The sequence below is a fragment of the Lachnoclostridium sp. An196 genome, from assembly GCF_002160135.1.
Taxonomy (GTDB): Bacteria; Bacillota; Clostridia; order Lachnospirales; family Lachnospiraceae; genus Hominiventricola; species Hominiventricola avistercoris.
Map to the genome: position 1 here is coordinate 43,676 of NZ_NFJZ01000014.1, position 23,011 is coordinate 66,686.

The 23,011-nt window shown below is 47.2% G+C and carries 26 protein-coding genes; 11 read left to right on the forward strand and 15 right to left on the reverse strand.

The window, feature by feature from the left end:
- Positions 1-3: 3 nt before the first annotated feature.
- The 5 genes from B5F29_RS16635 (at position 4) to tnpC (ending at position 4,103) form a co-directional block, all read left to right on the forward strand.
- On the forward strand, positions 4-411 hold the full coding sequence (locus tag B5F29_RS16635) for a hypothetical protein (protein ID WP_206414222.1): 408 nt from the start codon (positions 4-6) through the stop codon (positions 409-411).
- On the forward strand, positions 350-1,546 hold the full coding sequence (locus B5F29_RS14400) for an ATP-binding protein (RefSeq protein ID WP_087155321.1): 1,197 nt from the start codon (positions 350-352) through the stop codon (positions 1,544-1,546). The genes B5F29_RS16635 and B5F29_RS14400 overlap by 62 nt, the downstream gene beginning before the upstream one ends.
- A gap of 137 nt (positions 1,547-1,683) precedes the next feature.
- Entirely contained in the window at positions 1,684-2,043 is a 360-nt protein-coding gene (gene tnpA / locus B5F29_RS14405) for an IS66 family insertion sequence element accessory protein TnpA (RefSeq protein WP_242955685.1), read from the forward strand.
- A gap of 32 nt (positions 2,044-2,075) precedes the next feature.
- Positions 2,076-2,390, forward strand: coding sequence for an IS66 family insertion sequence element accessory protein TnpB (gene tnpB, locus B5F29_RS14410; RefSeq protein ID WP_275532941.1), 315 nt, complete (start codon positions 2,076-2,078; stop codon positions 2,388-2,390).
- A gap of 300 nt (positions 2,391-2,690) precedes the next feature.
- Complete coding sequence (gene tnpC / locus B5F29_RS14415) at positions 2,691-4,103, forward strand: IS66 family transposase (RefSeq protein ID WP_162608445.1); 1,413 nt, start codon at positions 2,691-2,693, stop codon at positions 4,101-4,103.
- Positions 4,104-4,520: 417 nt separating this feature from the next.
- On the opposite strand, the gene B5F29_RS14420 is transcribed toward tnpC, so the two are convergent.
- From B5F29_RS14420 to istA, 3 genes are read right to left on the reverse strand one after another with little or no spacing between them, the layout of a single operon-like run.
- The gene (locus B5F29_RS14420; RefSeq protein WP_087155324.1) at positions 4,521-4,865 is read right to left on the reverse strand and encodes a hypothetical protein; all 345 of its coding nucleotides are present in this window, start codon (positions 4,863-4,865) and stop codon (positions 4,521-4,523) included.
- The gene (locus B5F29_RS14425) at positions 4,862-5,653 is read right to left on the reverse strand and encodes an ATP-binding protein (RefSeq protein WP_033125733.1); all 792 of its coding nucleotides are present in this window, start codon (positions 5,651-5,653) and stop codon (positions 4,862-4,864) included. The genes B5F29_RS14420 and B5F29_RS14425 overlap by 4 nt, the downstream gene beginning before the upstream one ends.
- On the reverse strand, positions 5,650-7,209 hold the full coding sequence (gene istA / locus B5F29_RS14430) for an IS21 family transposase (RefSeq protein WP_164488385.1): 1,560 nt from the start codon (positions 7,207-7,209) through the stop codon (positions 5,650-5,652). The genes B5F29_RS14425 and istA overlap by 4 nt, the downstream gene beginning before the upstream one ends.
- Before the next feature lie 138 nt (positions 7,210-7,347).
- On the opposite strand from istA, the gene B5F29_RS14435 reads away from it, so the two are divergent.
- Positions 7,348-7,611, forward strand: coding sequence for a transposase domain-containing protein (locus B5F29_RS14435; RefSeq protein WP_242955686.1), 264 nt, complete (start codon positions 7,348-7,350; stop codon positions 7,609-7,611).
- 577 nt (positions 7,612-8,188) lie between these two features.
- On the opposite strand, the gene B5F29_RS14440 is transcribed toward B5F29_RS14435, so the two are convergent.
- From B5F29_RS14440 to B5F29_RS14500, 12 genes are all read right to left on the reverse strand, one after another.
- Complete coding sequence (locus tag B5F29_RS14440; RefSeq protein WP_016147202.1) at positions 8,189-9,400, reverse strand: tyrosine-type recombinase/integrase; 1,212 nt, start codon at positions 9,398-9,400, stop codon at positions 8,189-8,191.
- 156 nt (positions 9,401-9,556) lie between these two features.
- Positions 9,557-10,771: a tyrosine-type recombinase/integrase gene (locus tag B5F29_RS14445; protein ID WP_016147203.1), complete on the reverse strand. Its 1,215-nt coding sequence runs from the start codon at positions 10,769-10,771 to the stop codon at positions 9,557-9,559.
- An 83-nt stretch (positions 10,772-10,854) separates the two neighbouring features.
- On the reverse strand, positions 10,855-11,085 hold the full coding sequence (locus B5F29_RS14450; protein WP_016147204.1) for a hypothetical protein: 231 nt from the start codon (positions 11,083-11,085) through the stop codon (positions 10,855-10,857).
- A 573-nt stretch (positions 11,086-11,658) separates the two neighbouring features.
- Positions 11,659-12,072: a sigma factor-like helix-turn-helix DNA-binding protein gene (locus tag B5F29_RS14455; protein ID WP_016147205.1), complete on the reverse strand. Its 414-nt coding sequence runs from the start codon at positions 12,070-12,072 to the stop codon at positions 11,659-11,661.
- 464 nt (positions 12,073-12,536) lie between these two features.
- Positions 12,537-13,223 (reverse strand): winged helix-turn-helix domain-containing protein, encoded by a 687-nt coding sequence (locus B5F29_RS14465; protein WP_016147206.1) that lies wholly within the window; start codon positions 13,221-13,223, stop codon positions 12,537-12,539.
- A 127-nt stretch (positions 13,224-13,350) separates the two neighbouring features.
- On the reverse strand, positions 13,351-14,223 hold the full coding sequence (locus tag B5F29_RS14470) for a DegV family protein (protein ID WP_002587448.1): 873 nt from the start codon (positions 14,221-14,223) through the stop codon (positions 13,351-13,353).
- Positions 14,223-15,587 (reverse strand): radical SAM protein, encoded by a 1,365-nt coding sequence (locus tag B5F29_RS14475; RefSeq protein WP_002587447.1) that lies wholly within the window; start codon positions 15,585-15,587, stop codon positions 14,223-14,225. The genes B5F29_RS14470 and B5F29_RS14475 overlap by 1 nt, the downstream gene beginning before the upstream one ends.
- Before the next feature lie 81 nt (positions 15,588-15,668).
- A complete protein-coding gene (locus B5F29_RS14480; protein WP_073993866.1) occupies positions 15,669-15,842 on the reverse strand; it encodes a cysteine-rich KTR domain-containing protein in 174 nt (57 codons plus the stop codon).
- A gap of 45 nt (positions 15,843-15,887) precedes the next feature.
- Positions 15,888-16,673 (reverse strand): ABC transporter permease subunit, encoded by a 786-nt coding sequence (locus tag B5F29_RS14485; RefSeq protein WP_002587446.1) that lies wholly within the window; start codon positions 16,671-16,673, stop codon positions 15,888-15,890.
- A 12-nt stretch (positions 16,674-16,685) separates the two neighbouring features.
- Positions 16,686-17,480 (reverse strand): ABC transporter permease subunit, encoded by a 795-nt coding sequence (locus tag B5F29_RS14490; RefSeq protein ID WP_002587445.1) that lies wholly within the window; start codon positions 17,478-17,480, stop codon positions 16,686-16,688.
- Between the two features lie 13 nt (positions 17,481-17,493).
- Positions 17,494-18,381: an ABC transporter ATP-binding protein gene (locus B5F29_RS14495; RefSeq protein ID WP_002587444.1), complete on the reverse strand. Its 888-nt coding sequence runs from the start codon at positions 18,379-18,381 to the stop codon at positions 17,494-17,496.
- Positions 18,378-18,995, reverse strand: coding sequence for a TetR/AcrR family transcriptional regulator (locus tag B5F29_RS14500; RefSeq protein ID WP_087155326.1), 618 nt, complete (start codon positions 18,993-18,995; stop codon positions 18,378-18,380). The genes B5F29_RS14495 and B5F29_RS14500 overlap by 4 nt, the downstream gene beginning before the upstream one ends.
- Positions 18,996-19,224: 229 nt before the next feature.
- Here B5F29_RS14500 and B5F29_RS16350 point away from each other — a divergent pair, with 229 nt between their 5' ends.
- Genes B5F29_RS16350 through B5F29_RS14525 form a run of 5 tightly spaced genes read left to right on the forward strand, consistent with a single transcriptional unit; the run spans position 19,225 to position 22,893 of the window.
- A complete protein-coding gene (locus tag B5F29_RS16350) occupies positions 19,225-19,581 on the forward strand; it encodes a helix-turn-helix transcriptional regulator (RefSeq protein ID WP_002587442.1) in 357 nt (118 codons plus the stop codon).
- A gap of 1 nt (position 19,582) precedes the next feature.
- Entirely contained in the window at positions 19,583-19,747 is a 165-nt protein-coding gene (locus B5F29_RS16585; protein ID WP_002587441.1) for a hypothetical protein, read from the forward strand.
- Positions 19,748-19,776: 29 nt separating this feature from the next.
- The gene (locus tag B5F29_RS14515) at positions 19,777-20,757 is read left to right on the forward strand and encodes an alpha/beta hydrolase (RefSeq protein ID WP_002587440.1); all 981 of its coding nucleotides are present in this window, start codon (positions 19,777-19,779) and stop codon (positions 20,755-20,757) included.
- Between the two features lie 27 nt (positions 20,758-20,784).
- On the forward strand, positions 20,785-22,320 hold the full coding sequence (gene cls, locus B5F29_RS14520; protein WP_002587439.1) for a cardiolipin synthase: 1,536 nt from the start codon (positions 20,785-20,787) through the stop codon (positions 22,318-22,320).
- Positions 22,321-22,332: 12 nt separating this feature from the next.
- Positions 22,333-22,893: an AI-2E family transporter gene (locus tag B5F29_RS14525; RefSeq protein ID WP_242955687.1), complete on the forward strand. Its 561-nt coding sequence runs from the start codon at positions 22,333-22,335 to the stop codon at positions 22,891-22,893.
- Positions 22,894-23,011: the final 118 nt, after the last annotated feature.

The window sequence follows — 23,011 nt, forward strand, 5'->3', positions numbered from 1 at the left end:
TTTTTGGGGATAACCCGCCGCTCCAGCTCTTTGCCGTGGCTGCTCCCGGAGCGCATTTCCGAGCAGTTTTCTGAAATCGACAGCGACATTGTGATGGATTTGGCGGCTGCCAGCCCGGAATATACCGAGTTGAAGGCCCAGATGGAGGAACTGAAACGCCAAAATCCTGTGATTGGCGCTCTGCTGGAGGGCAAGGGAGAACTTGATGAGCATGAAGCCCTGAAGGAATTTATCCGCACCCCCAAAAAGATCTTGAACAAAATAAGTTTTTACGGATTACGAGTAAAAACTATTGTTATTCTTGGAGTTTTTCGCTATGCTATTAGTAAGGAACAAGGAGGCGAACGATATGATTATCCGACCACAATATATGAACACGTTGAAAACCTATCGGGATGTTCCGCTTGTTAAGATACTGGCGGGAATCCGGCGCTGCGGCAAATCCACGATTTTGGATATGCTGCGGAACGATCTGCTGAAAAGCGGGATTGCCGCCGACCACATTATCAGTATGCGCTATACGTCGGAGGATTTTGACGACGGAATGACCGACAAGGCTATGTATCAGGGCATTAAAGAACAGATGACCGACGATGGGCGCTACTATCTGCTGCTGGACGAAGTGCAGGAAATCGACGGTTGGGAAAAAGCAGTCAACAGCCTGCTGGAAAATGCCAATACCGATATTTATGTGACTGATTCCAATTCCAAGCTGATGTCAAGCGAGATCTCGACCTATTTGACGGGACGATATATCTCCATTCCGGTTTATACGTTGTCTTTCGCTGAATATTTGGATTTCAAGAAATCAGATTCCCGTTCCCCAAAGGAACTATTAAACGAATATCTGCGGTTGGGCGGTTTCCCCATTGTGGCGCTCGGCAGCTTTGACGAACGCTCGGCCTATCAAATCGTGGAGGGAATCTATAACTCTGTGATTACCAACGATATTACAAAGCGGCATAACATCATGAACTTTGATTTGTTCAACCGTGTTGTAAAGTATATCGTGGAAAATGTGGGCAAAACCTTTTCCGCCAACGCCATTGCGAAGTTCCTCAAAAGCGAGGGGCGTTCCCTATCCGTGGAGGCGGTTTACAACTATCTGAATTGGCTGGAAAAGGCGTTTGTGATCTATCGCTGCCAGCGGTATGATTTGCAGGGAAAATCCGTGCTGAAAACCCAGGAAAAATTCTATCTGGCAGACGCTTCTCTGAAATACTGCATCATGGGCTTTAATCCGAAGTCTATTGCCGCTATGCTGGAAAACATCGTGTATTTTGAACTGCGGCGGCGGGGCTATGAAGTTTATATCGGGAAGAATGAAACGAAAGAAATTGATTTTGTGGCGGTGCAGCGTGACGAGCGTATCTACGTTCAGGTTTGTCGCAGGCTGCCGGAGGAATCGGATCGGGAGGTTGCCAATCTCCTCGAAATCAAAGACCACTATCCGAAATATGTGGTAACGCTGGATGAGTTGGCGGCAGGAAATATCAATGGTAAGCGCTTTATAATCGACCGGATAGCAGATCCCCAACTTTTGTGAGATACTTCAGATACTTGGAGTAATTCACTTTATATCTGGTTCTCAGAACTGCAAAAGCTACACTTCAATCTCATATCTTCTCCCGCTTTTGTTGTACCTGGTTACTCCAAAATCTCACATTGGAGGAGATGAAGCAAATGAGTACAGCTTCAAATGATGACCATTGGTTAAAGCTGATCACTCAGTGCAGATCCAGCGGTCTTACCGACCGCCAATGGTGTATAGAAAACGGAATCTCTGTCAGTACATTCTATTATCATGTTCGTGCTTTGCGCAAAAAAGCCTGTGAAGTTCCGGAAGCAACGGATACGATTATGCAAAAACAGGAAGTCGTCCAGATCCCGCTTTGGGGAACTGAGCCGCCTCCTTCTGACGCCGTTTCTATACCTGCACCATCCATCTGCCTGGAAATGCAGGGGATCCGTATTGAGATTCATGAACAGGCCGGGGCGGATGTGATCCGAAATACCCTGCTTGCCCTGCGTCAGCTTTGTTAGGCGACCTTTCCGGTGTAGCAAAATTTTACCTGGTGACAGGCTACACCGATATGAGAAAGAGCATCGATGGCTTGATGGCAGTCATCCGGGATACCTATGAAATGGATCCCTACAGCAATTCCCTGTTCCTTTTCTGCGGGAGACGCTGTGACCGGATCAAAGCACTGCACTTCGAAAAGGATGGATTCTGCCTTTTGTACAAGCGTTTAGATAACGGGCGGTTCCAATGGCCCAGGAATTCAGCCGAGGTAAGGAACCTTACCCGGCAGGAATACCGCTGGCTTTTGGAAGGGCTGTCCATTGACCAGCCCAGGGCAATCCGGCCTGCCGGGAAAAAGGATTTCTGACCTTTGTGCAAAAGGGAGAAAATTTTTCTTCCCTTTATGGGTCCGGCAGAACGCTGCGGATGGGTTATCCACATGCGGATGGAACCATCAGGATATCAGGAGGATAACTCTTCCCATTTCCTTCGGGTTCTCGTTTCCCTGTGGAAAGCACAGCATTTTTTATGGATGCCGCCTTGTGGAAATGGTATGTTTTCCACATTTCGGCTTCGTCAAAATGACGGTGCCGGTACAGCGGAAAATTCGCTTTTCCGCAGGATTTCCGGTATAATAGGAATCAGCGAAAAGAAGAGGTGGTTCCCTATGCCGCAGTCAGAAATGGAAGCGCTCATACAGCTTCAGAAAGAGACAATTGAATCCCTGCGTCAGCTGGTGGACAGCCAGCGCCTTACGATCGAGCAGATGACCAAAAGCCATGAGGCGCAGACTGCACAGCTGAACCAGACAATCGCGAATCTCAATGAGACGGTCGAATATCTGAAGAAAAAGCTGTTCGCATCTTCCAGTGAAAAAACAAAAAAAGATGCATTCCCGGGCCAGCTGGATCTGTTCAATGAAGCGGAAGCCGCTGCGGATCCTTCTGTACCGGAACCAACTCTGGAGGAGGCTGTTGGCGGTTATAAACGTAAGGCAAGGAAACAGAAAGCCACCAGGGAAGAGATCCTTGCAGGGCTTCCGGTAGTCGAAGTTCCCTGCACCGTGCCGGATGAGGACAGGAACTGCCCCTACTGCAACACTCCGATGGAGGTCATCGGGAAAAAGGTTGTACGGGAAGAACTGCGGATCATCCCTGCAAAAGTGGAACGGATCCAGTATGTCCAGGAAGTGCTTGGCTGTCCGGAATGCAAGAAGGACGGCGCTTCCGTTATTGTCGGGGCTGAAACACCAAGCCCGCTGCTGAAACACAGCCTCGCATCTGCGTCCACGGTTGCTTATGTGATGTACCAGAAATATGTGAACAGCATTCCTCTTTACCGCCAGGAGGCGGATTGGAAACAGCTGGGAGTGAAACTCTCCAGAGCGACACTGGCTAACTGGGTCATCAAATGCGGCATAGATTATATGGAGCCGGTGTATGGACATCTCCACCAGTGTCTGCTGGAAAGGGATATCATCCATGCAGATGAAACGCCCTGCCAGGTACTGAAAGAGGACGGAAAAACAGCGCAGTCCAGGTCCTATATGTGGCTGTATGGATCCGGGAACGATGGGCTGCCGCCGATCCGCCTGTATGATTACCAGCCCAGCCGTGGAGGATATCATGCGGAGGAATTCCTGAAAGGATTCTCCGGTTACCTTATCTGCGATGGTTTCAGTGGCTACAATAAGCTGAAGGGTGTCATCCGCTGCGGCTGCCTTGCCCATATGAGGCGGTACTGGAAGGAAGCGCTTCCCGGAAAATCCAGGAAGTCTTCCGATAAGACCCATGCAGAAATCGGCTTAGACTACTGTAACCAGTTATTCGAACTGGAAAAGGAGTATGCAGATTTGGATGCCGATACCCGGAAAGCAGAGCGTCTTGAGACAGAGCCTGCCATATGGGAGGCCTATTGGTCATGGCTTGAAACCGTGAACCCGGCGGGCGGGAGCCGTCTGGCAAAAGCTGTGACCTATGCGAAAAACCAGAAGCCGTATATGGAAAACTATCTGTTGGATGGGCGATGCTCCATATCGAACAATATCGCAGAAAATATTGCCCGCCCCTACTGTAAATAACGGTGAATTAGTACCATCTGCACGGTCTAACTGTACCACCCTGCCGAAACAAGAATACCACCTTGCCGGTTTGCTGTACCGGTCGGCAACTGCACTTTGCCAACGATGCGAACCACTTTTCCGGTGAAGTGAAGTGAACCATCCTTCCGGATGGTTGATCCACTCGATATTCGATTACTTTGCCTAAAGACGGTATCTGGCGAGAATGGAGCTTGCAATGGCTGTTATCGCCTCGCTGACGCAACTACGACATTGACAAGTGCCATCCTGCCAGATGAATGACAGCTAAACAAAGCAAACGCATTCCGTGCTGATGGAGCGTTGACTCCACAGCCGATGACCTGATGTTTTCAGGACATCTTACATAGAGTCATTCCAGCGCATACGCTGTTGACTATAGATTATTACCTTGACAACTTAATACCGGTCGTCATCCTGACCCTGGGCAATCCTTATCATGGAATCCACATGCTCCTTAAATGACATTGGATCTCCGCCATCATAGTAGATCCTCATGTACTCCTGGTACGCCAGGTTATCGTAATGCGGGGTATCCAGATCAGAAAGAATATCAGCTCCAGTGGTACACTGATGTTCCGGATCAAGCTTCTGGCTCAATTCATATCTGGCCTTTACGGTCTCAGCTTTCAGATGCTGGATGTCTTTCACCATGGAGTCTACGAGTTCCAGGAAGGATTGGATCAGTTCGCAGTTATCAATATCGGGGCATTCGTCCCATGCGGTGTAATCATCCCGGATCATTTGCCATCACCATCCTCTCCGGATGTCTGGATCCCATGGCGTTTTCGCATGGAGACGTGGCCATCAATAAAAACGTCATAGGCGTTGTGGATGATCCTGTCCATGATCGCTTCGGAAATCGGGCTCCCTTCCGCTGATGCGGGGTCGAGCCTGCCATACCATTCGTCCGTATGATACTGGGAACAGAAGATCATGGATCCCTTCTGGCTTTTGATCCGTGCTTCCACAACCTCAAGCAGGTTATAGGATTCCTGCTGTACCAACGGGCGGATGAGCCATTCATCAAGGATGAGAAGATCCACTTTCAGGTAAGAAGCAATGGTTTTCCGGAATTCACCGGTGCCCTTAGCGACATTCAGTTCTTCCAGAAGCTCAGGAAGGCGTACGTAACGTACTTTTTTAAATTTTCTGCAGGCAGCATTGCCAAGTGCACATGCAATGTACGTCTTGCCGCTGCCGCAGGCACCACTCAGGATGATATGCCGCCCGTCATCGATATACTTGCAGGTGGAGAAGCGTGTCAGCTGCGTCTTGTCCAGCTTACGGTCCGGATGGTATTCGATCTCTTCCATACAAGCATTTGGCGCTGAAAATCCGGCATCACGGATGCATTTGGCGAGCTTATTGGCCTGGCGGCGGTTCCACTCTGCATCGACCAGGAGAGCGATCCGCTCCTCGAAGCCGAGACTGCTGTAGGTATCAGGATCGCTCAGCTGGGACTCCAGTTCTTTGGCCATGGCTGAGAACCGCATCTGCTTGAGGGTATCAATCGTTGACTGGTTGATCATATGTTTGCACCCCCTTTCCGGAAAGCATCAGCGCCTCGTGTGATCCCGTGGCGGGTGCCATTTTTCGGCACAGGTGCTTCAGCGGCTTGATTGAGGGGAATCCTATCCTGTCCGTTTTTGAGAATGGTGAGGATGCTCCTCAGCGCAGGTGTCGATGAAAAGGCTAATGCACGTTCACAGGCGGCATCCACACGGGCAAGGCCATATCTGTCTGCAGCCTTCATAAGGCTTACACAGTATTTATAGCCCTGCTCCGGCTCCTTCCCGGCTTCCAGGAATTGACGGATCACTGCGGAAACAGAGGAGCCTGCCGACTCAGCCCATGAGAGGAAAGCGTCTTTGTTGTAAGAGAGGTATCTGCGGTGTGCTTCCGGCATATGTCCCGGCACCATAACAGCATCGCTCTGGGCCTTTTTTAAGCGCACATGGGAAGCAACGCGTCCGCCACGGAAGAACACTTCCACGGTATCTCTTGTAGTGCGGATGTCTACGGTCTCGCCGATCAGGTCAAAGGGCACCGAATAACGATTGAGGCCATCGGTGATCGTATAGTCGTTGTGGATCTTCGCTGTGCTCCATGTAGCCAGCTCGTACGGTGCGGGAGGAAGCGGATGCATAAAACTGCGTTCTTCCTCTTCATATGCCGTGTGGCGGTTCCCTTTCCGGGTCTTGAAAGACTTATTGTTCAGAGCCTCAAGCTTCTCTTTTACGGTGGCATAAGCCTCTTCAAAAGAGAGGAAGTGATAATTCCTGATGGCGGCAAGGATCCAGGTCGTGGCAAACTTCACGGAACCCTCTGCATTTGGTTTGTCGTCAGGAGCCTTTGGCCGGGCCGGGACAATCGCCGTATCGTAATGATCGGCCATTTCCTGGTAGGCTCTGGGAATGACGGTTTCATAACGGGTATTCTTGGTTACTCCGGTCTTGAGGTTATCCGGCACAACCAAACGGGTTACGCCACCAAAGTACTCATAGGCATGGACATGGCAGAGGATAAAGTTCTCCGACTTCATATCCCGGCAGAGTTCCGCATATACAAGGCTGCTGCAAGACAATACTCCCACGAAGAGATAAGCCGGAGTGATTTCGCCGGTAACACTGTCGTGAATGTCAACGGTTGCACCAGCCCAGTCAACCTCGAAGGTCTCTCCAGGCTTTCGGGAAATACGCATGGTTGCCTTGCTGACTCTTGCCCATTTGCGGTAGAGGTCACCAAACTGTGTACTCATGTACGGCTGCTTCCCTGCGGCATAAGCCTGCTCGCAGTACTCTGTCCAAAGAAGTGTCATCGTAACGCCTTTCTTTGCAAGTTCCCTGTGAATCCACGGGAAGTCAATGGGCATACGGTTGGAATTCTTCTCTGCCCGGGCAGGGTACAGGAGTAACTCCAGGTCTGAGTTAGTAACATTTGCATCCAGAGGCCACTCGATCTTCAGCGCATTGGCTAAGTCGATTACTTCTTTGACAGTACTGCGGGAACTATGAACAGATGATGTGATCACCCGCTGTGAATACCCGAGATTATGAAGCCTCAGGATTTCTCGATAATCTACCATGATTATCGCCCTCCTTATAATAGTAGTCACACATTAGGTGTGCCACAATCATTATAAGGAGAACTTTAACGGCTGGTACAGCCAACCGGTAAGATGGTACAGAATTAGCGGCAGGGTGGTACAGTTAAACCGTGCAGTGTGTCACGAGCGACCGTTATTTACACCTACGCAGTGGGGCGGAAAAATTTCCTCTTCCACGATACCGTAAAAGGCGCCCAGGCCAGTGCCATCATTTACAGTCTGGTGGAAACTGCAAAACTCAATAACCTGAACATCTATGCATATCTGGAGACAGTACTGCTCTATATGCCGGACTACAAAAACGAGCCCGAAGGGATAGAAGAGCTGATGCCCTGGTCTGAAATGATACAGCAGAGATGTCAGATCAAATCAAAAAGTTGAAGTTGGAGCATTTTACTTCAACTATAACTGGATGCTTTGCAAAAAGATAGCCGTTATGTTATTGAGCGCTTACTATCAATGGCGTGAAGATCGTGCATTTGGCGGATTTTTTGCTTAGTGCTGAGTATTGAAACAAGAGAGAATGTGACGAATATGGCAGAAAGCAAATATAAATTCGAGAGGCTAACACCAACTGATGATGTGGATTTAGTTGTTTATGAGGAAGCAATAGATTATGTATTTCAAAATCCTGATATTAAAAGTCGCGCACCCGCATAGCGGGTGGTTCCTATTTCGCACGTCTCCGTTTCTCTGTCGAGAAACTCCAACGTACTCAACTGGGTCTATCCGACCCATAAAGGAAAAAGCCCGGAAAACCGTATGGTTCCGGGCTTTTTAAGCAATCTTGAATTGGTTTGTCCGCTCGATTATCTCTTGGAGAACTGCGGTGCACGTCTCGCTGCTTTGAGACCGTATTGCGCTCGTTTTTGAGCCGTTTTTCCTTGGTATTTCGGGCTTTTCCGGACTTTTCGCTGTTCAGTTATCCTATGTGGTAACCACGGAAAATGGCTGTTTTTCAATCAGCAGCGTTCTGATGAAAAGCACCGTTTACTACACTGAACAACTCCTCTGGCTTATTATACTTGACCTTAGCATAGATGTCCATAGTTGTTTTGCTGTTTTCATGTCCTGCAAGATACTGAACCGTCTTGGGATCAACTCCGGCATAAAGCAGGTTCGTGATGTATGTGTGCCGGAGCTGGTGTGGGGTCACATCAAAATCCAGCGTATATTTGATTTTGGGTTGATTCCTCTGTGTCATGCCCAGCGTTGGTGTAACCGTGTACTTGATGCTCTGCCCATTCACATACTTATAGTAGTTGCGCGGCTTGGTAGACCGAACAACTACATACTGCCATACCCTTTGAAATTGCGATGCAGCTAACGGCTGTCCTTCGCTATCCGAAATCACATAGTCCGACTTTGATGCTGTTTTGGCTTCACGCAGGCAGTCCACCAAGCACTTGGGAATCGGAATATCCCTTTTAGCCGCCTTGGTCTTTAGAACAGTGGAAATCACGGGTCTGTTATGTTCCGTGCGCCATGCTCGCCTTACCGAGATATAGGGAGTAGACTCGTCCAGGAATACACAGTCCCATTGCAGCGCAAGGATTTCTTCCCGGCGCAGACCGGAATATAACCCAAGCATAATGAACAAGTAGGGAGGAAGCTCCCTGACCGTATCCAGAAGCACTTCTACCTGCTGATCTGTCAATGCCTCCCTCTTTTTCGCTGGCTTTCCGCCCTTTCCCGATATTCCTACACAGGGGTTATGCTCAAGTATCTGGCTGCGCTCTGCCGAGTAGAAAATACACTTGAGAAGCATATTTACTGTGCTGTATAACCCCTCCGATTTTTTTGACAGCGGTACAAGCGCCAGCCGAATATCATCTGCGGTCACTTCTTCCATATACATCTCACCCAAAGGCTTAATGATATAGTTCTTCATGTCAGCAGTATATCCTCTCAATGTAGAAGCAGATACCTTTGCCGACTGCATCAGCAGCCACTTCTGACAATACTCGGCCACTGTCGGATGCTGCCGACGAAAGATGATCTCCTCCACCTGTCGCCGCGCTTCTAATTGCTTCTCATATAATTCTTCGCAAGTAGCAGCATACAAACTCACCTGCTTGCCATCTGCGTCCATGATCCGGGTTCTGTAATACTGGATTCCTTTTTGCATAATGGTTCCGTACTGCGGAACCTCTGTTTTCATTTTCGCCATCTTTGACCTTCCTTTCCTGATAACGTGCAGTTTCCGTATCTACACTCTCTTTTTATCAGAAAGTACAGACTTAATCAAAGATACGGCCTATGTAAAGCAAAGAGCGAGACATCCTTGCCTCGCTCCTGCTTCGTTTTCGCGTTTGTTATTTTATGCTCACACTGAATCCCATTGCGAAAATGCGTTACCCATCGTTCTGACCAGCTCATCCGGCCTGTTGTATTTGACCTTTGCGTAAATGTCCATGGTAATTTTGCTGCTTTCATGGCCTGCCAGGTATTGCACCGTTTTGGGGTCTACCGACGAATGAATCAGATTCGTGATGTAGGTGTGTCGCAACTGATGCGGTGTTACTTCAAAGTCCAGGCTGTAAACAACATTACCGTTATGCGCCGCCTTTTCTCCAAGAACAGGTGTGACCGTATGCTTTACCCGCTTTCCATCCTCATATCGGTAGTAGGACCGTTCCTTGACTGTTCTGGTGACAACATACTGCCACAGCCGCTTAAACTGCGTATAGGACAGCGGATCGCCGTCCCGGTTCGGCACCACATACTCCGAAGTCGAATTTTCCTTTGTCTCTTTCAGGCACTCAGCCAAACAGGTCGGCAGTGGAATATTTCGCTCGGCAGCCTTCGTTTTTAATTCTTCCAGAATCACCGGCCTGTTGTTTTCTGTATGCCATGCTCTCCGCACTGTTAAATAAGGAAAGTTTCCATCAAGATAGACCGAATCCCATTTCAGGGCGAGGATTTCTTCCCGCCGCAAGCCTGCGTACAATCCAAGCATCACAAACACATAGGTTGGCAGTCCTTCCACCGCATCCAATAAGCGCTCGACCTGCTCGTCTGTCAGCGCCGCTTTATCTTTCTGCGGAACGCCGCCACCCTTTGTCGTTAGATAGATCGTCGGGTTATTATCTATAATCCGGCTTTCCTTTGCTGCACGGAAAATAGATTTATACAGGATCACGACCGACTTATATACCGATGCAGATTTTTTTGAAACAGAGACAAGTGCAAGCTGAATATCATCCAGGCTGACCTCTCCCATCCGCTTATCACCTAATTCCGCAATGATATGACGCCGTACCTTTGAGGTATAGTCCGTCAAAGTCGTGGTACGAACATGAACAGACTGCATCAACAGCCATTTCTCACAATACTCTGCAACCGTGGGTGTTTTTCGATGAAATGTGGCGTTCTCAATCTGCTCCAACGCAATCGTTTCCTTATTATAAAGTTCTTCGGGCGTTCTTGCATAAAGGGCAACGAGTTTTCCATCTGCATCTTTGATTCTTGTTCTGTAATACAGGACACCTTTTTTTATAACCGTTCCATATTCAGGAATTATCATTTTCCTTTTTGCCAATTCCGTCACCTCCTAAAATAATCTCCAGCGCTGTATCTTTGTTTTATCAGAGATCTTCAGTTCCAGCAAGGATACGGATTGGCTCATGCTCCGGCGTTCCGGGTCTTGCGGTAAGTCGCATTCTTTTCCATCGGTTTTGCCCGGTGGGTGCATTTTGCGATATACTCCTGAAGGCCCATATCAGTAAAATATACACAACCGTTCTGCACATACTGAACATAAGAAATCAAGCCGTTGTTACGGGCCGCATCCAAGGTCGCAATGCTGATTCCCAGGATTCTGGCAGCTTCTTTTCGTGTAATCAGTTTTTCCATAAATCATATTCCCTCCATTCCGTCAAGGTTGTCATCGTGCTTTCAAAATCACATGAATGCACTGGCAGCCGAAACTGCCAGTGCATGGTATCTAACTTTGAAAAGAAAACTGCATCTGGATGATGACCTGTTGTTGCTTACGGTAACCGGACGCAGCTCTCTTGAATTTGAAGTTCGCTTTCGCCACATTTGCCACGCATCCCTGACGATGGGGACATTCCCGGTCTCCGCTGGCGCGGATGTCATAACTCCGCAGCGTCGTTTTACTCGTGCGCCGCAGGGTTCCGCCTCAAGTCCGTGGGCGGGTGTGAACAAGTATCTTTAAGCCCCCATGGAGTCCTCGCGCTCGAAGTGCCACCTCCGGGTCTCAGGCTGGCGTTGATCGCTGGGAACAGCCTTGTTTATCACCTCCTTGGCTGTCCATCTTGGCGGCGCGCCTGATTCGCTCGTACATGGGTTATGTACCAGAAATGCCGTCTATTCAATTGTCAAAGTACCATCGAAGGGGAAAACTTGTCCTTCTATTAACACTGACAAAAGGGGCAAAAAACAGGCGCTTCAAATGAAACTTTATCAAAAAATTTTTGCCAACTGTTTCAGCCCACGCCGGATGCTGTCACGGACACGGCTCGGATCTACACCTTCGGCTCCGGCAATCTCATTTACGCTCATCCCCAGATAGTACCGAGCATAAATTCTTTTTGCCTGTTTCTCCGGCAAAGCCATCACGGCGGAGTAAATCTGCTCGCGCAGCTGCTTTTCCTCCAGAAGCATCTCCGGCGTCTCCAGCTTTCGCAGGACCGCATTTTCAATTCCATTCTCACAGTCCAGGGAGTACTGCGCCTTATAGCGATACATTTTTCGCTCATAGGCTGCTTCAGCTCGCTCGTCAGACTGAAACACCGCTTGTACTTCATCGGTTACTTCCAAAAAGGCATCGGTTTTATAAACATCGGGATACAGATCCCGAAGATTGACTTTCTTCATTATGTACCTCCATTTCGATTCACGGGTGATTAGCGGGTGAATCGAATGGAGGCGGGGAACGGCATCGAGGCCGTTTGGGGACATTCGGCAAAAAACGACAAGCAAAAGCGCCAGTCTCCCATTCCAGGAAACTGGCGCAACAAAAAAGATCATTATTATTCCGGTTTGCGCAGAACGATAATACCGACAGGTTGCCGAACTGCCCCGGAGGGGAAGCTACACTTTTTTTAGCAAGTGAAGATTATGAGAACTGTAAAAGGTTAAAACAAACAAAGCGGCATCCTCCTATATGCCGCTGTAAATAACCTTTCTGTCTACGCAGTATAAAGCGGCAGCTATTCAGCAAGCCGCGTTTTCATTGAACCATTACTCAATTAACAGCTGCTCGCCATTATTGAGAGCTATGGTATAGAACAGAAAGCAAGATTTACTTTAGATTTATACAAGATTTGCACAAGAAATACCTATACTTCGAATTTGTAGCCTATTCCTCGAATGCTTTTAATATGTTCTGATGCAGTTTCCGAACTTTTTAACTTTTTCCGTAAATTACTTATATGGCTTGAAATCGCATTGCGTGAATAAAACGAAAAATCATCATGCCAAACAGAATCCATTATCATTTCATAAGTATAGACTTGCCGTTGATTCATAATTAGCAGCGCAAGAATATCAAACTCTTTTTCGGTCAAATCAATGCATACCCCAGCTATCTCTACAGACCTGTACTCTAAGCAGAAAGACAAGTCTTTCACAGTGATGATTGTTAGCGGTCTTCTTTTATCTTTTGGTATTTTCAAACAATTTCTCATACTATTTTTCTCTGAAAACATTTCTACCATAGGATGATTATAGGTATGTAAATATTGAGCAGCACCAAAATGGACACATGCATACCGCTGTTCCTCCGAATATGAAGGTGGCACAACAATAATTGGTACCGCACGTTTTTGTCTCAAGATATCCAAATCGTCTTGTGGAATCACATCAGAGCAAATAGCTACGCATATATATTCTTTAAAAGACAGCATTGCGGCCGCTTGTTTAATATTATCAGCATAGTCAAATTCAATTTCAAATTCTTTCCATCGGCCAGCAGTAACCTCATATTCATTATAGGCGTATCCTACGCCCAATACATGCGGAACCATATGTTCACCTCCTACTACTTCTAGCAGACAGTTCAAAGCTGCCGAGCATAAGTTACCCGGCAGCTCTAAACAAAACTATATTTTTCTATGATGGAGAATGCTTTTTTGCGTATCTACAAATCCTCCGTCATCGATTATTTCCCCAGTAAATCAATGCCAGTGCGCCGGGACCGGTGTGTGCTCCGATGATAGGGCCAATATAAGCAATACAAATCTCAGAATCCGGGAATTGTTCCAACAACCTTTCTTTCAGCATATCTGCTGCTTCAGGGTCATCGGCATGACCTATCAGAATCGATTTACCAAGTTCAGGTTTCCAGCCCTGTTCCATTCGGGCAATCTGAGTGGTAACAGCCTTTTTTCTTCCACGAGGTTTTTCCACTGCTTGCAGCTTTCCTTCGCTGTCCACATGAAGCAACGGTTTGATCTGCAAAGCCGTTCCCATTGCGGCTGCGGCACCTGAAACCCGCCCGCCATGTTTCAAATGGGTAAAGGTATCAACCGTAAACCAATGACATACCTCTAATCGGTGTTCCATGACCCAAGAAGCCAATTCATCAATAGACAGTCCTTCCCTCTGCTTTTTCGCAGCTTCTCTGACTAAAAACCCTTCACCCACTGCGGCAGCAAGCGTATCAATGCAGATGATTCTTCTTTCCGGATATTCCTGCTGTAGTTCTTCAACCGCTAAAAACGCAGACTGATATGTACCTGACAGACCAGAGGAAAAACAGAGATACAGAATATCGGTTCCCTGTCGCAGACAGGGTTCAAAATGCTTAAAATAAATCGTTGGGTTGATTTGTGAGGTCGTTGCAAAATTCCCAGCTCTTTGCAAGCGGTAGAACTCCTTGGCTGTGATTCCTTCCGGGGAACCATATGAGTATTCTGTTCCGCCGATCTCAACATTCATAGGAATCATTTCAACAGATGGCAGACCTGCGGTTAACTCCGGTGCGAGATCTGAGGTGGCATCTGTGAAAATTTGATAGCCGTCCATCACTTCTTACACCCACTACAGCCCTGACAAGCAGCCCACAGCTCATCGGCCTTCGGCTTCCAGGTTTCTGCATAAAGTGTAGTCTTATCACACAGATGGTCAACACTTTCCGGGGACTGATACTCGGTAGAATGGGCACCGGATTTCTTTACCATGCTACGCAGACATTCAGGATTTTCCAGCATAGGACACGGCTGGAACATATTATCATTAAAGGGCTGACCGTCGTGATAGGCCATAAACAGCGGAGACTGATATGCTTCCAGCAGGGTCTTTTCACGGATGTTGGAGTCAGAGTAATGGATAAAAGCGCAAGGCTCAATGTCACCATTGGCATTGATATGCAGATAGTTGCGGCCACCAGCAATACAGCCGTTTACAAATTTCGCATCATTCTGAAAGTCAATTGTGAAAATAGGCTTTGTGCTACGGTATTCGCAGATGCGGTTATACATCTTTTCACGCTGGTCAGGAGACGGGAGCAGCTCCACAGCGGAATCGTTGCCCACAGGCATATAGTGGAAGAACCATGCGAACTTCGCACCGCACTCCACCAGATGATCGAAGAACTCATCCGAGCTGATGGAGTCGATGTTCTTGCTGGTATAGCACCCAGATACGCCGAAAGGCAGCTTCTTTTCTTTCAGAATCTTCATCGCCCGCATAGTAGCCTGATAAGTACCCTTGCCACGGCGGAAATCAGTAGCTTCCTCGAAGCCTTCAATGCTGATGGCCGGGTAGAAGTTCTTCACCCGCAGCATCTCATCGGCAAACTTCTCATCGATAAGGGTACCGTTGGTAAAGGCAGAGAATACGCAGTCAGGATGCGCTTCACACAGGCGGAGCAGATCGTTCTTGCGTACCATAGGTTCACCGCCGGTGTAGAGGAACATATAGGTTCCCAGTTCATTGGCCTGATTGATGATGTCATCCAGTTCCTCATAGCTCAGATTCAGCTTATTACCGTATTCTGCCGCCCAACAGCCGGTGCAATGAAGGTTGCAGGCGGAAGTGGGGTCCATCAGGATTGCCCAGGGGATATTGCAGCCGTACTTTTCACGATTAGCCACCTGCTTGCGGCTGCCTAAGAGAGATGCATTGACAATAAAATTGCGGAAGAACACTTTGCGGACTTCAGAATCAATGTCCGTCCAAAGGCTGTTGATCAGGCGCATCCAGTTGCTGTCAGGCTGCTCCATCACCTTACGGATTTGCTGGCGCTGTGTGAGATAGAGGTTATCCTTATCGAACTTATCCGCCCAATCTAACAACTTGGGGAATGCTTCCTGCGGATTGCTGTCAACATATTTCAGCACTTGATTGACGGCGAAAGCCTGTGCGCTGTCTTTAATAGAATTACTCATGGTTTTGTCTCCTTTTCTATCTTAAAAGCAAAAAGAGCCGATAATCCGCAGCACAAGGCTAACGGGTTATCGGCTCTGCGTCTATGCGTCTGGCTCTGTGATAACTGTGGTATTGAATTGTTTTACGCTGATTATTATTTCCCGTTTGCACTTCGGACAGTATAGCGGAAAATTTTCAAGTACTGTATTATCACAGATTTTAATTCTCGTTTTCTTGTTGCAGTTGGGGCATAATAGCCATTCGTTTTTTTTCATTCTTTGTTTTTCATCAGATAATAGAATATCTATGGACAATTACATTTACAACTCACGCAGTTTCCACCGCCTTGTAGAAACCATTACACACGCGCCCACAATGAGTACTGTTAAGACGATGTAGGAAAGATAGACGCCATTTAGTGCTACTTCATACACATCATAGTACCGCAGAGGGGTCAGATAATCCAAGAAACGATTCCCTGTGTACTCGGCAGTAAAGGCCAACACATAGGCGGCCAATACGAAAACCGTACCGGCGCGTACCGCGGCCTTATAAGATTTGAAAAGGCTGGCAAACAGCAGACCCAAGGCAAAAAAGAGAAGCTGGGTAAAGAACATTCCCATCGTTGTGGAAAGCACCGCTCCCGGCTGATCCAGACCGCCCAAAGGAAGAACGATCGTGAAATAATTGCACACGCCGCTGAACAGGGCGAACACCAGCAGGTTCACTGCTGAAACGATCACCTTCGCCAGAACAATGGTTTTCCGCTCCACAGGCTTTGTGAACAGGTATTCGGATGTTCCAAATTTCTTTTCCCTCGCCACACAGGACAGGCCCAGAGAGATTGCATAGGCAAAGGCCAACAGCCCCTCCCAAAAATAGATACACGCGTACCAACCAAGGGCAGTCGTGAGATCCCCTTTCACACCGAACATGATCATGATCAAGCGAGGAAATTGGCCGACTGTCCGGGCCATCTCATCCAGACTGTCCTTCAAGGATAAAAGTTCAAAATAGCAGAATCCGCACAGCAGTAACATGATCCCCAGCCAGATCAGCAGGGTCTTTCTGGTTTGGCGGAATTCGTTTTTCACCAATGTTTTCATCTTTGCACCCCCTCATGAGCGGAACTGGATGTCTTTTTTCAAAAAGACACGATAAGACAGCACCAAAAACAGGGCAAACAGCAGTACACACCATCCCAAGTAATCCAACTCATAAAAGCCAGATTTGGAAATCTCAGCCGCACTAAAGAACGAGTACGGGGACAGAAAACTAATGGCACGGTTGCTGACAATGTTGGAGAAGCTGGTGACGCAGTACTCGACAAAGACAATTAACCCGGCAGTCAAAAGTGGGCTTCGATTGCGTGAAAATAGAATTCCAACCAAAAGCCCCATAGCTGCAAGGAACAGCGTGACCAGCATGAGGGAAAGAGCAATCAGAAAGAACTCTCCCCAGTCAATGCCGGAGCGGAACAGGGCCAGCGCCAAAAAAGAGGCGAGAAGATATACCATGCTCACGACCACTACGCCGAAAAAAACCGTGAACGCCTTTGCCCAGTAAATCGTTTTTCGGGTATGGGGTTTTGTAAACAGATATTCAGAGGTTCGCTCCGAGCACTCCTTGGTGTGAATGGCGATACCGAAGTGCATCCCGAAAATACCGGACGCAATCATAAAAAAGCTGGTAAGAAACGCATAAATGCCCAACGGTGAGGTCAGATATTCCATGGACACACCAACGCCTTTGTAAAAATCACTCGTACCCAGCGTTTCATAGAGGTCTCCGGTGGAAACATCCATAAAGCTGTAATAGGTAGGCGTCATCACAAAAACACACAGAGCCAAGGCGATGGCCCAACCCAAAATATATTTGCGGTGCCTTTTCAGTTCATATTTCAAAATGACCATGCCCGACACCTCCTTACGCATAGTAGTGCATGAAGATTTCCTCCAAAGAGGGCTCTTCCAAAAGCACATCGTCCAAATGCAGCAGGTGAAGCTTGTCAATAATCGCCGTGATATTTCCGTTATACATAAAGGAAACAGAGGTCTTATCCGCAGTCTCCGCATAGTTCGCAATGCCGGACAAATCAAAGAAATCGCGAGGGATAGCCTCCTTTGCGCTCAGAGAGACTTTCTTATAGCCGCTCTCACGCAGTTCTTTGATGGACTGTATGCCAATAAGCTGTCCCTCTTTCAGAATGGCCACCCGGTCACACAGTTTCTGCACCTCACTCAGCACATGGGAGGAAAAAAACACGGTAGCGCCCCGGCTGTTTTCCTCCTTCAGAATATCATAGAAAGCCTGCTGGATCAGTGGGTCTAATCCGCTGGTGGGCTCGTCCATAATAATCAGTTTGGGCGAAGTCATAATGGCAGACACGATACCCACCTTTTTCTTGTTGCCCAGAGAAAGGTCTGCAATCTTGCGGGACAAATCCAGATTGAGCCTGTCGGCAAGCTCCTTCATCTTTGTCTTGCAGTCCATGCCGTACAGATCGGCGGTGTACTGCAAAAGTTCACGGACTTTCATGTTTTCGTAATAGCTGTTCTCGCTGGGCAGATAGCCCACATCCCTGGCGATGACGCTGGCCTTGGAGTGACAGTCCAAATCGAAGATAGATGCGCTGCCTCCGGTGGGACGGATCAGCCCCATTAGGGTGCGGATCGTGGTGGACTTACCCGCACCGTTGGGGCCGATAAAGCCGAAAAACTCTCCCTGGTTGACAGAGAAACTGAGGTTATTGATTCCTCGATGCTTCCCATAGTGCTTGGTCAATTCATTCAAGACAATCGCTTGTTCACTCATTTCAAATACTCCTCCTTATAAAAATTTTTCCGCAGAATTGCGATGTTCTTCTCAAAATCCTCCATGACAGCCTGAAAATCGAAAGCCGCCGCCCCCCGGTACCCGGCCGCATAGCCCTCGGCCATCAGAAGCAGCATCTGAAAGACCGGCTGGGCATCCTCTGGGTCTTTGAATTTCAAAGCATCCTCTTCCCGCAGAACAAGATCGTTTCGGAATCTGCCGGTCTCCTCCGTCAGGATCGCCAGCGTATCCGTCACCTCGGGAGAATTTTCCTCCCAGGCACTGGTAATAAACTGCAAGATAAAAGGCTGATTTTGGAGCCCCTCCATTTTCATGCAGCTGGATGCCAGAATCCTGTCGAACAAATCTGTTTCGGAATCGAGGGCTTCCTTATCAAATAGTCCCTCTATGATTTTCTTGCAGTATTCCAGCAGGTAAATGTAGAGCTGCTTTTTACTGCCGAAATACTGAAACACAGACGCTTTGGAAATGTGTGCGGCTACCGCAATATCATTGATTGAGGCTTTTTCATAACCAAACTTGCCGAAGCACTGGAGCGCCGCATTGAGAATGGTCAATCTCTTTTCTTCGGTCAGGGCCAAAAATTTGTCCAATTCATTTCCTCCTTTTTACACAATAACCGTTTCGGTTATTTAGAGTATAGCACCAATAACCGAAACGGTCAAGTATTTTGGAGTATGATTCAAAAGTTTTCTTTTTATACTGTTAGACCAACGAAGATTAGTCTCGAAAGTACCGGTGTGTTCAAGTCAGCAGTTGCACGAAAATGTAATTCGTTCAAATACTACTACCTGAAATATAAAATTACATTGGGTGATGTCTATGAAATTTGAACGCGATGAGCGCAAATTTGATTTCCACGATATAGGGTGCGAGATAAAGCGCAAAAGAGAAACCAGCGGGATGACACAGGATCAACTGGCCCTTATCATTGACCGTGATCCCCGCACCATCATATATAACGAAAACGACGGTCAGCATCCGAGCTTGAACACTTTTTATCAGATGGTGACAATGTTCGATATATCGGTGGATCAGTTCTTTTATCCAGACATGAGCGCAGATGACGCTTGCAAAAAGCGCATCAATACACTTGCTGCATTAACACTTGACCGATTCGGTTATTGGTGCTATACTCTGAATAACCGAAACGGTTATTGTGTAAGAAGAAGGAAATGAATTGAACAAATTTTTGGCCCTGACCGAAGAAAAGAGATTGACCATTCTCAATGCGGCGTTCCAGTGCTTCGGCAAGTTTGGTTATGAAAAAGCCTCAATGTCGATTCTGTTATATTACGCATATCGCAGAAAATTAAGTAAGAAAACTGCCAATGACAAAGAGTAAGTTATACCCACGTTATGAAAGGACGTGCTATGAAGGATTCATTGAAAAAAGGATTGATAATAGGTGCTGCCGGTAGTGCGATTTGTGTGCTTTGGCATCATCTTCTAACCAAAAAGATGATGCAGCTCGCCATGGATCGGGTTGCGCCGCAGGACAGAAGCAACGGAAAAATGCGTGTGTCCGGTTCACCTGAAATGATAGAAACCACTGAAATTGTAAAAAAGGCAGCTGGTCAGCTCGAAAAAAGCGGCTGTGACGTGGTGGAAATCACTGCTCACGACGGAATTTCATTGATTGGGCATTGGTGTCCCTGCGAAGAACCGAAAAGAACTATAGTTGCCATGCACGGGTGGCGTTCCTCCTGGTCACATGATTTTGGTCTAATCGCAGATTTCTGGCGCAATAATCATTGTTCTGTACTCTACGCAGAGCAGCGGGGACAAAATAATAGCGGCGGCGACCATATGAGTTTAGGTTTGCTGGAACGCTACGATTGCCTGGCATGGACAAATTGGATAAACGAGAAAACAGGAAAAAGCATTCCCATCTATCTTGCCGGGGTATCCATGGGTGCAACCTCTGTGCTAATGGCGTCCGAACTGGAACTGCCGGATAATGTATTTGGAATCGCAGCGGACAGTGCATTTACTTCGCTCCATGCAATTTGGAAACATGTCTCCGAAAGCAATCTGCATATTCCTTATGCTCTGCATAAAACAGGTGCCGATAGGATGTGCAAAAAGCGCATCCAAATGGATGCTGATGCTGCCTCAACTACAGAAGCGTTGAAGCACTGCCAAATTCCTGTTCTTTTTGTCCACGGAACAGATGACCACTTTGTTCCAGTTGAAATGACATACGAAAACTATAAAGCCTGTACATCAGAAAAGCGTCTGCTGATTGTTCCGGGCGCTGACCACTGTATGAGCTATCTCGTAGGAAAAAGCACCTACGAGCGCATTGCAAAAGAGTTTTGGGAATTTTGCGAACAGCGGAAAAAGAATCCGTAGATTTGAGTTTGAAGGGGGGGAATCATTATGCGCCAGCGTTGGCTCCGTGTCTTATTCCGTAGAAGGATGTTGACGATACTCCTGCTACTTTTACAGGTATATTTTCTTATATGCCTTGTACTTGGGGGAAGTCAGCTTTCCCGAAATTTCAGTCGCCTACTGACAATCGTCAGTATCATTGCGGTGCTTTATATCGTTTCCCAGAAAGACAAAGGCGCCTACAAAACTGCATGGGCGATCCTGATCCTAACCTTCCCGTTGTTTGGTGGACTGATGTATCTTTTGTCTAATGCACAATCCTCGAAATGGCGCTTTGCAAAAAGTGTCCTCCATACACAACAAAAGGCAAAACCACTCTATGCACTCCCCGGCATTTGCTATGAAAGCGCAACAAAACAACTGCCTGAATATTACCCTCAAATTCATTACTTGCAGGAATACACGGGGTTTCCAATATATGCAGATACAGAAACACATTACCTTACACCGGGTGAACGAAAGCTGGAAACACTTTTGGCGGAACTTGAAAAAGCCGAGAAGTACATATTTCTGGAATATTTCATCGTGCAGGAAGGCGTTATGTGGAACAGCATCTTGGAAGTTTTGAAGCGAAAAACCACGCAAGGCGTAACTGTGCGACTGATTTATGACGATATGGGTTGCTTTCTCACTCTTCCGAAAGACTACGCAAAGCAGCTAAAAAAACACGGTATCCAGTGCGCCGTATTCAATCCCTTCCGACCTGTTCTGACCGTAAAGCAAAATAACAGAGATCACCGAAAAATAGCGGTCATTGATGGAAAGGTGGCTTTTACCGGAGGTATCAATCTGGCAGATGAATACATCAACGCCATTGAGAAACACGGACACTGGAAAGATGCAGCGATCATGCTGAAAGGCAAAGCCGCATGGAGTTTCACACTAATTTTTTTACAGACGTGGGAAATTTGTACCCATACAGACGAGGACTACGAAATCTTCTACCCATGGAAAGAACAAGAGTGCCCTGTTACTGCAAAGGGGTTTGTTCAGCCATACGCTGACAGTCCAATGGATGAAGAAAATGTGGGCGAACACGTTTACCTGCATATCTTAAACAATGCAAAGAAGTACGTGTATATCAACACCCCATATCTGATTGTCGATGATAGTATGCTTTCCGCTTTGCGTCTTGCGGCAAAAAGTGGTGTAGATATACGCATCATCACACCCCACCGCTGGGATAAATGGTGGGTACACATGACCACACGCTCGTATTACCGAGAGCTGATAAAATCAGGCGTTAAAATCTACGAATATACCAATGGTTTCATCCACTCCAAAACCTTTGTGTCCGATGACCGTACTGCAACAGTCGGGACAACAAATTTGGATTTTCGCAGCTTATATCTGCACTATGAATGTGGTGCTCTGCTCTATGAGGCCAAAGCTGTTATGGAAGTCAAGGAGGATTTTCTGCAAACGCTGGAGATATGCCAACAGGTGACAGAAAAGGATTGCAAAACAAATATCGTAGTGCATCTGCTCCAGGATATACTGCGGCTATTTGCACCACTAATGTAAGGAGGGTCTTGAATGTTTGAAGATATTGAAACACACAAAAAATTATCAAAGTGGATTATCGGAACGTTTACAGCCTGCATTTTGATTTATCTTGGCATCCGACATATTAGTCATGTAGCTGATGCCGTGATGTGGTTGAAAGACCTGCTGAACCCACTTTTAATTGGATTGATTTTGGCGTTGTTTCTGAATGTTCCGTTGGGGGTTATTGAAAGACATCTGTTCCCCAAACATCCGACATCTAGGAAAACGAAAATGCGCCGCCCGCTTGCGATCCTGCTTTCATTTATTTTGGTGATAGGGGTCTTTGTCGGTGTTGCTTTTCTTGTTATTCCCGAATTGATCGATGCAGTATCTATTGTCATATCATCCTTGACGAATGGTCTGGATCAACTGGTGGCATTTGAAAGCACGGCTGACTATTCTAAAATCCCATTCGGAGAACAGCTGTCCCAAATTGATATTGATTTTCTTGAACTGAAAGACAATTTGAATGAATGGTTGAATCAATTGGGAACCACCATTATGGACACTGCTGCTTCCGCATTTGGAAGCGTGGTTGCGACGGCATGAATATTTCACGCTATGAGGGCCATCGATACGCTTTTGAGATCCACCAGTACACATAAGTGATCCACCATTGATCAGTTCATGCAATAGATCCGCCCCGATGCCGAGAGGCCAGGTTTTT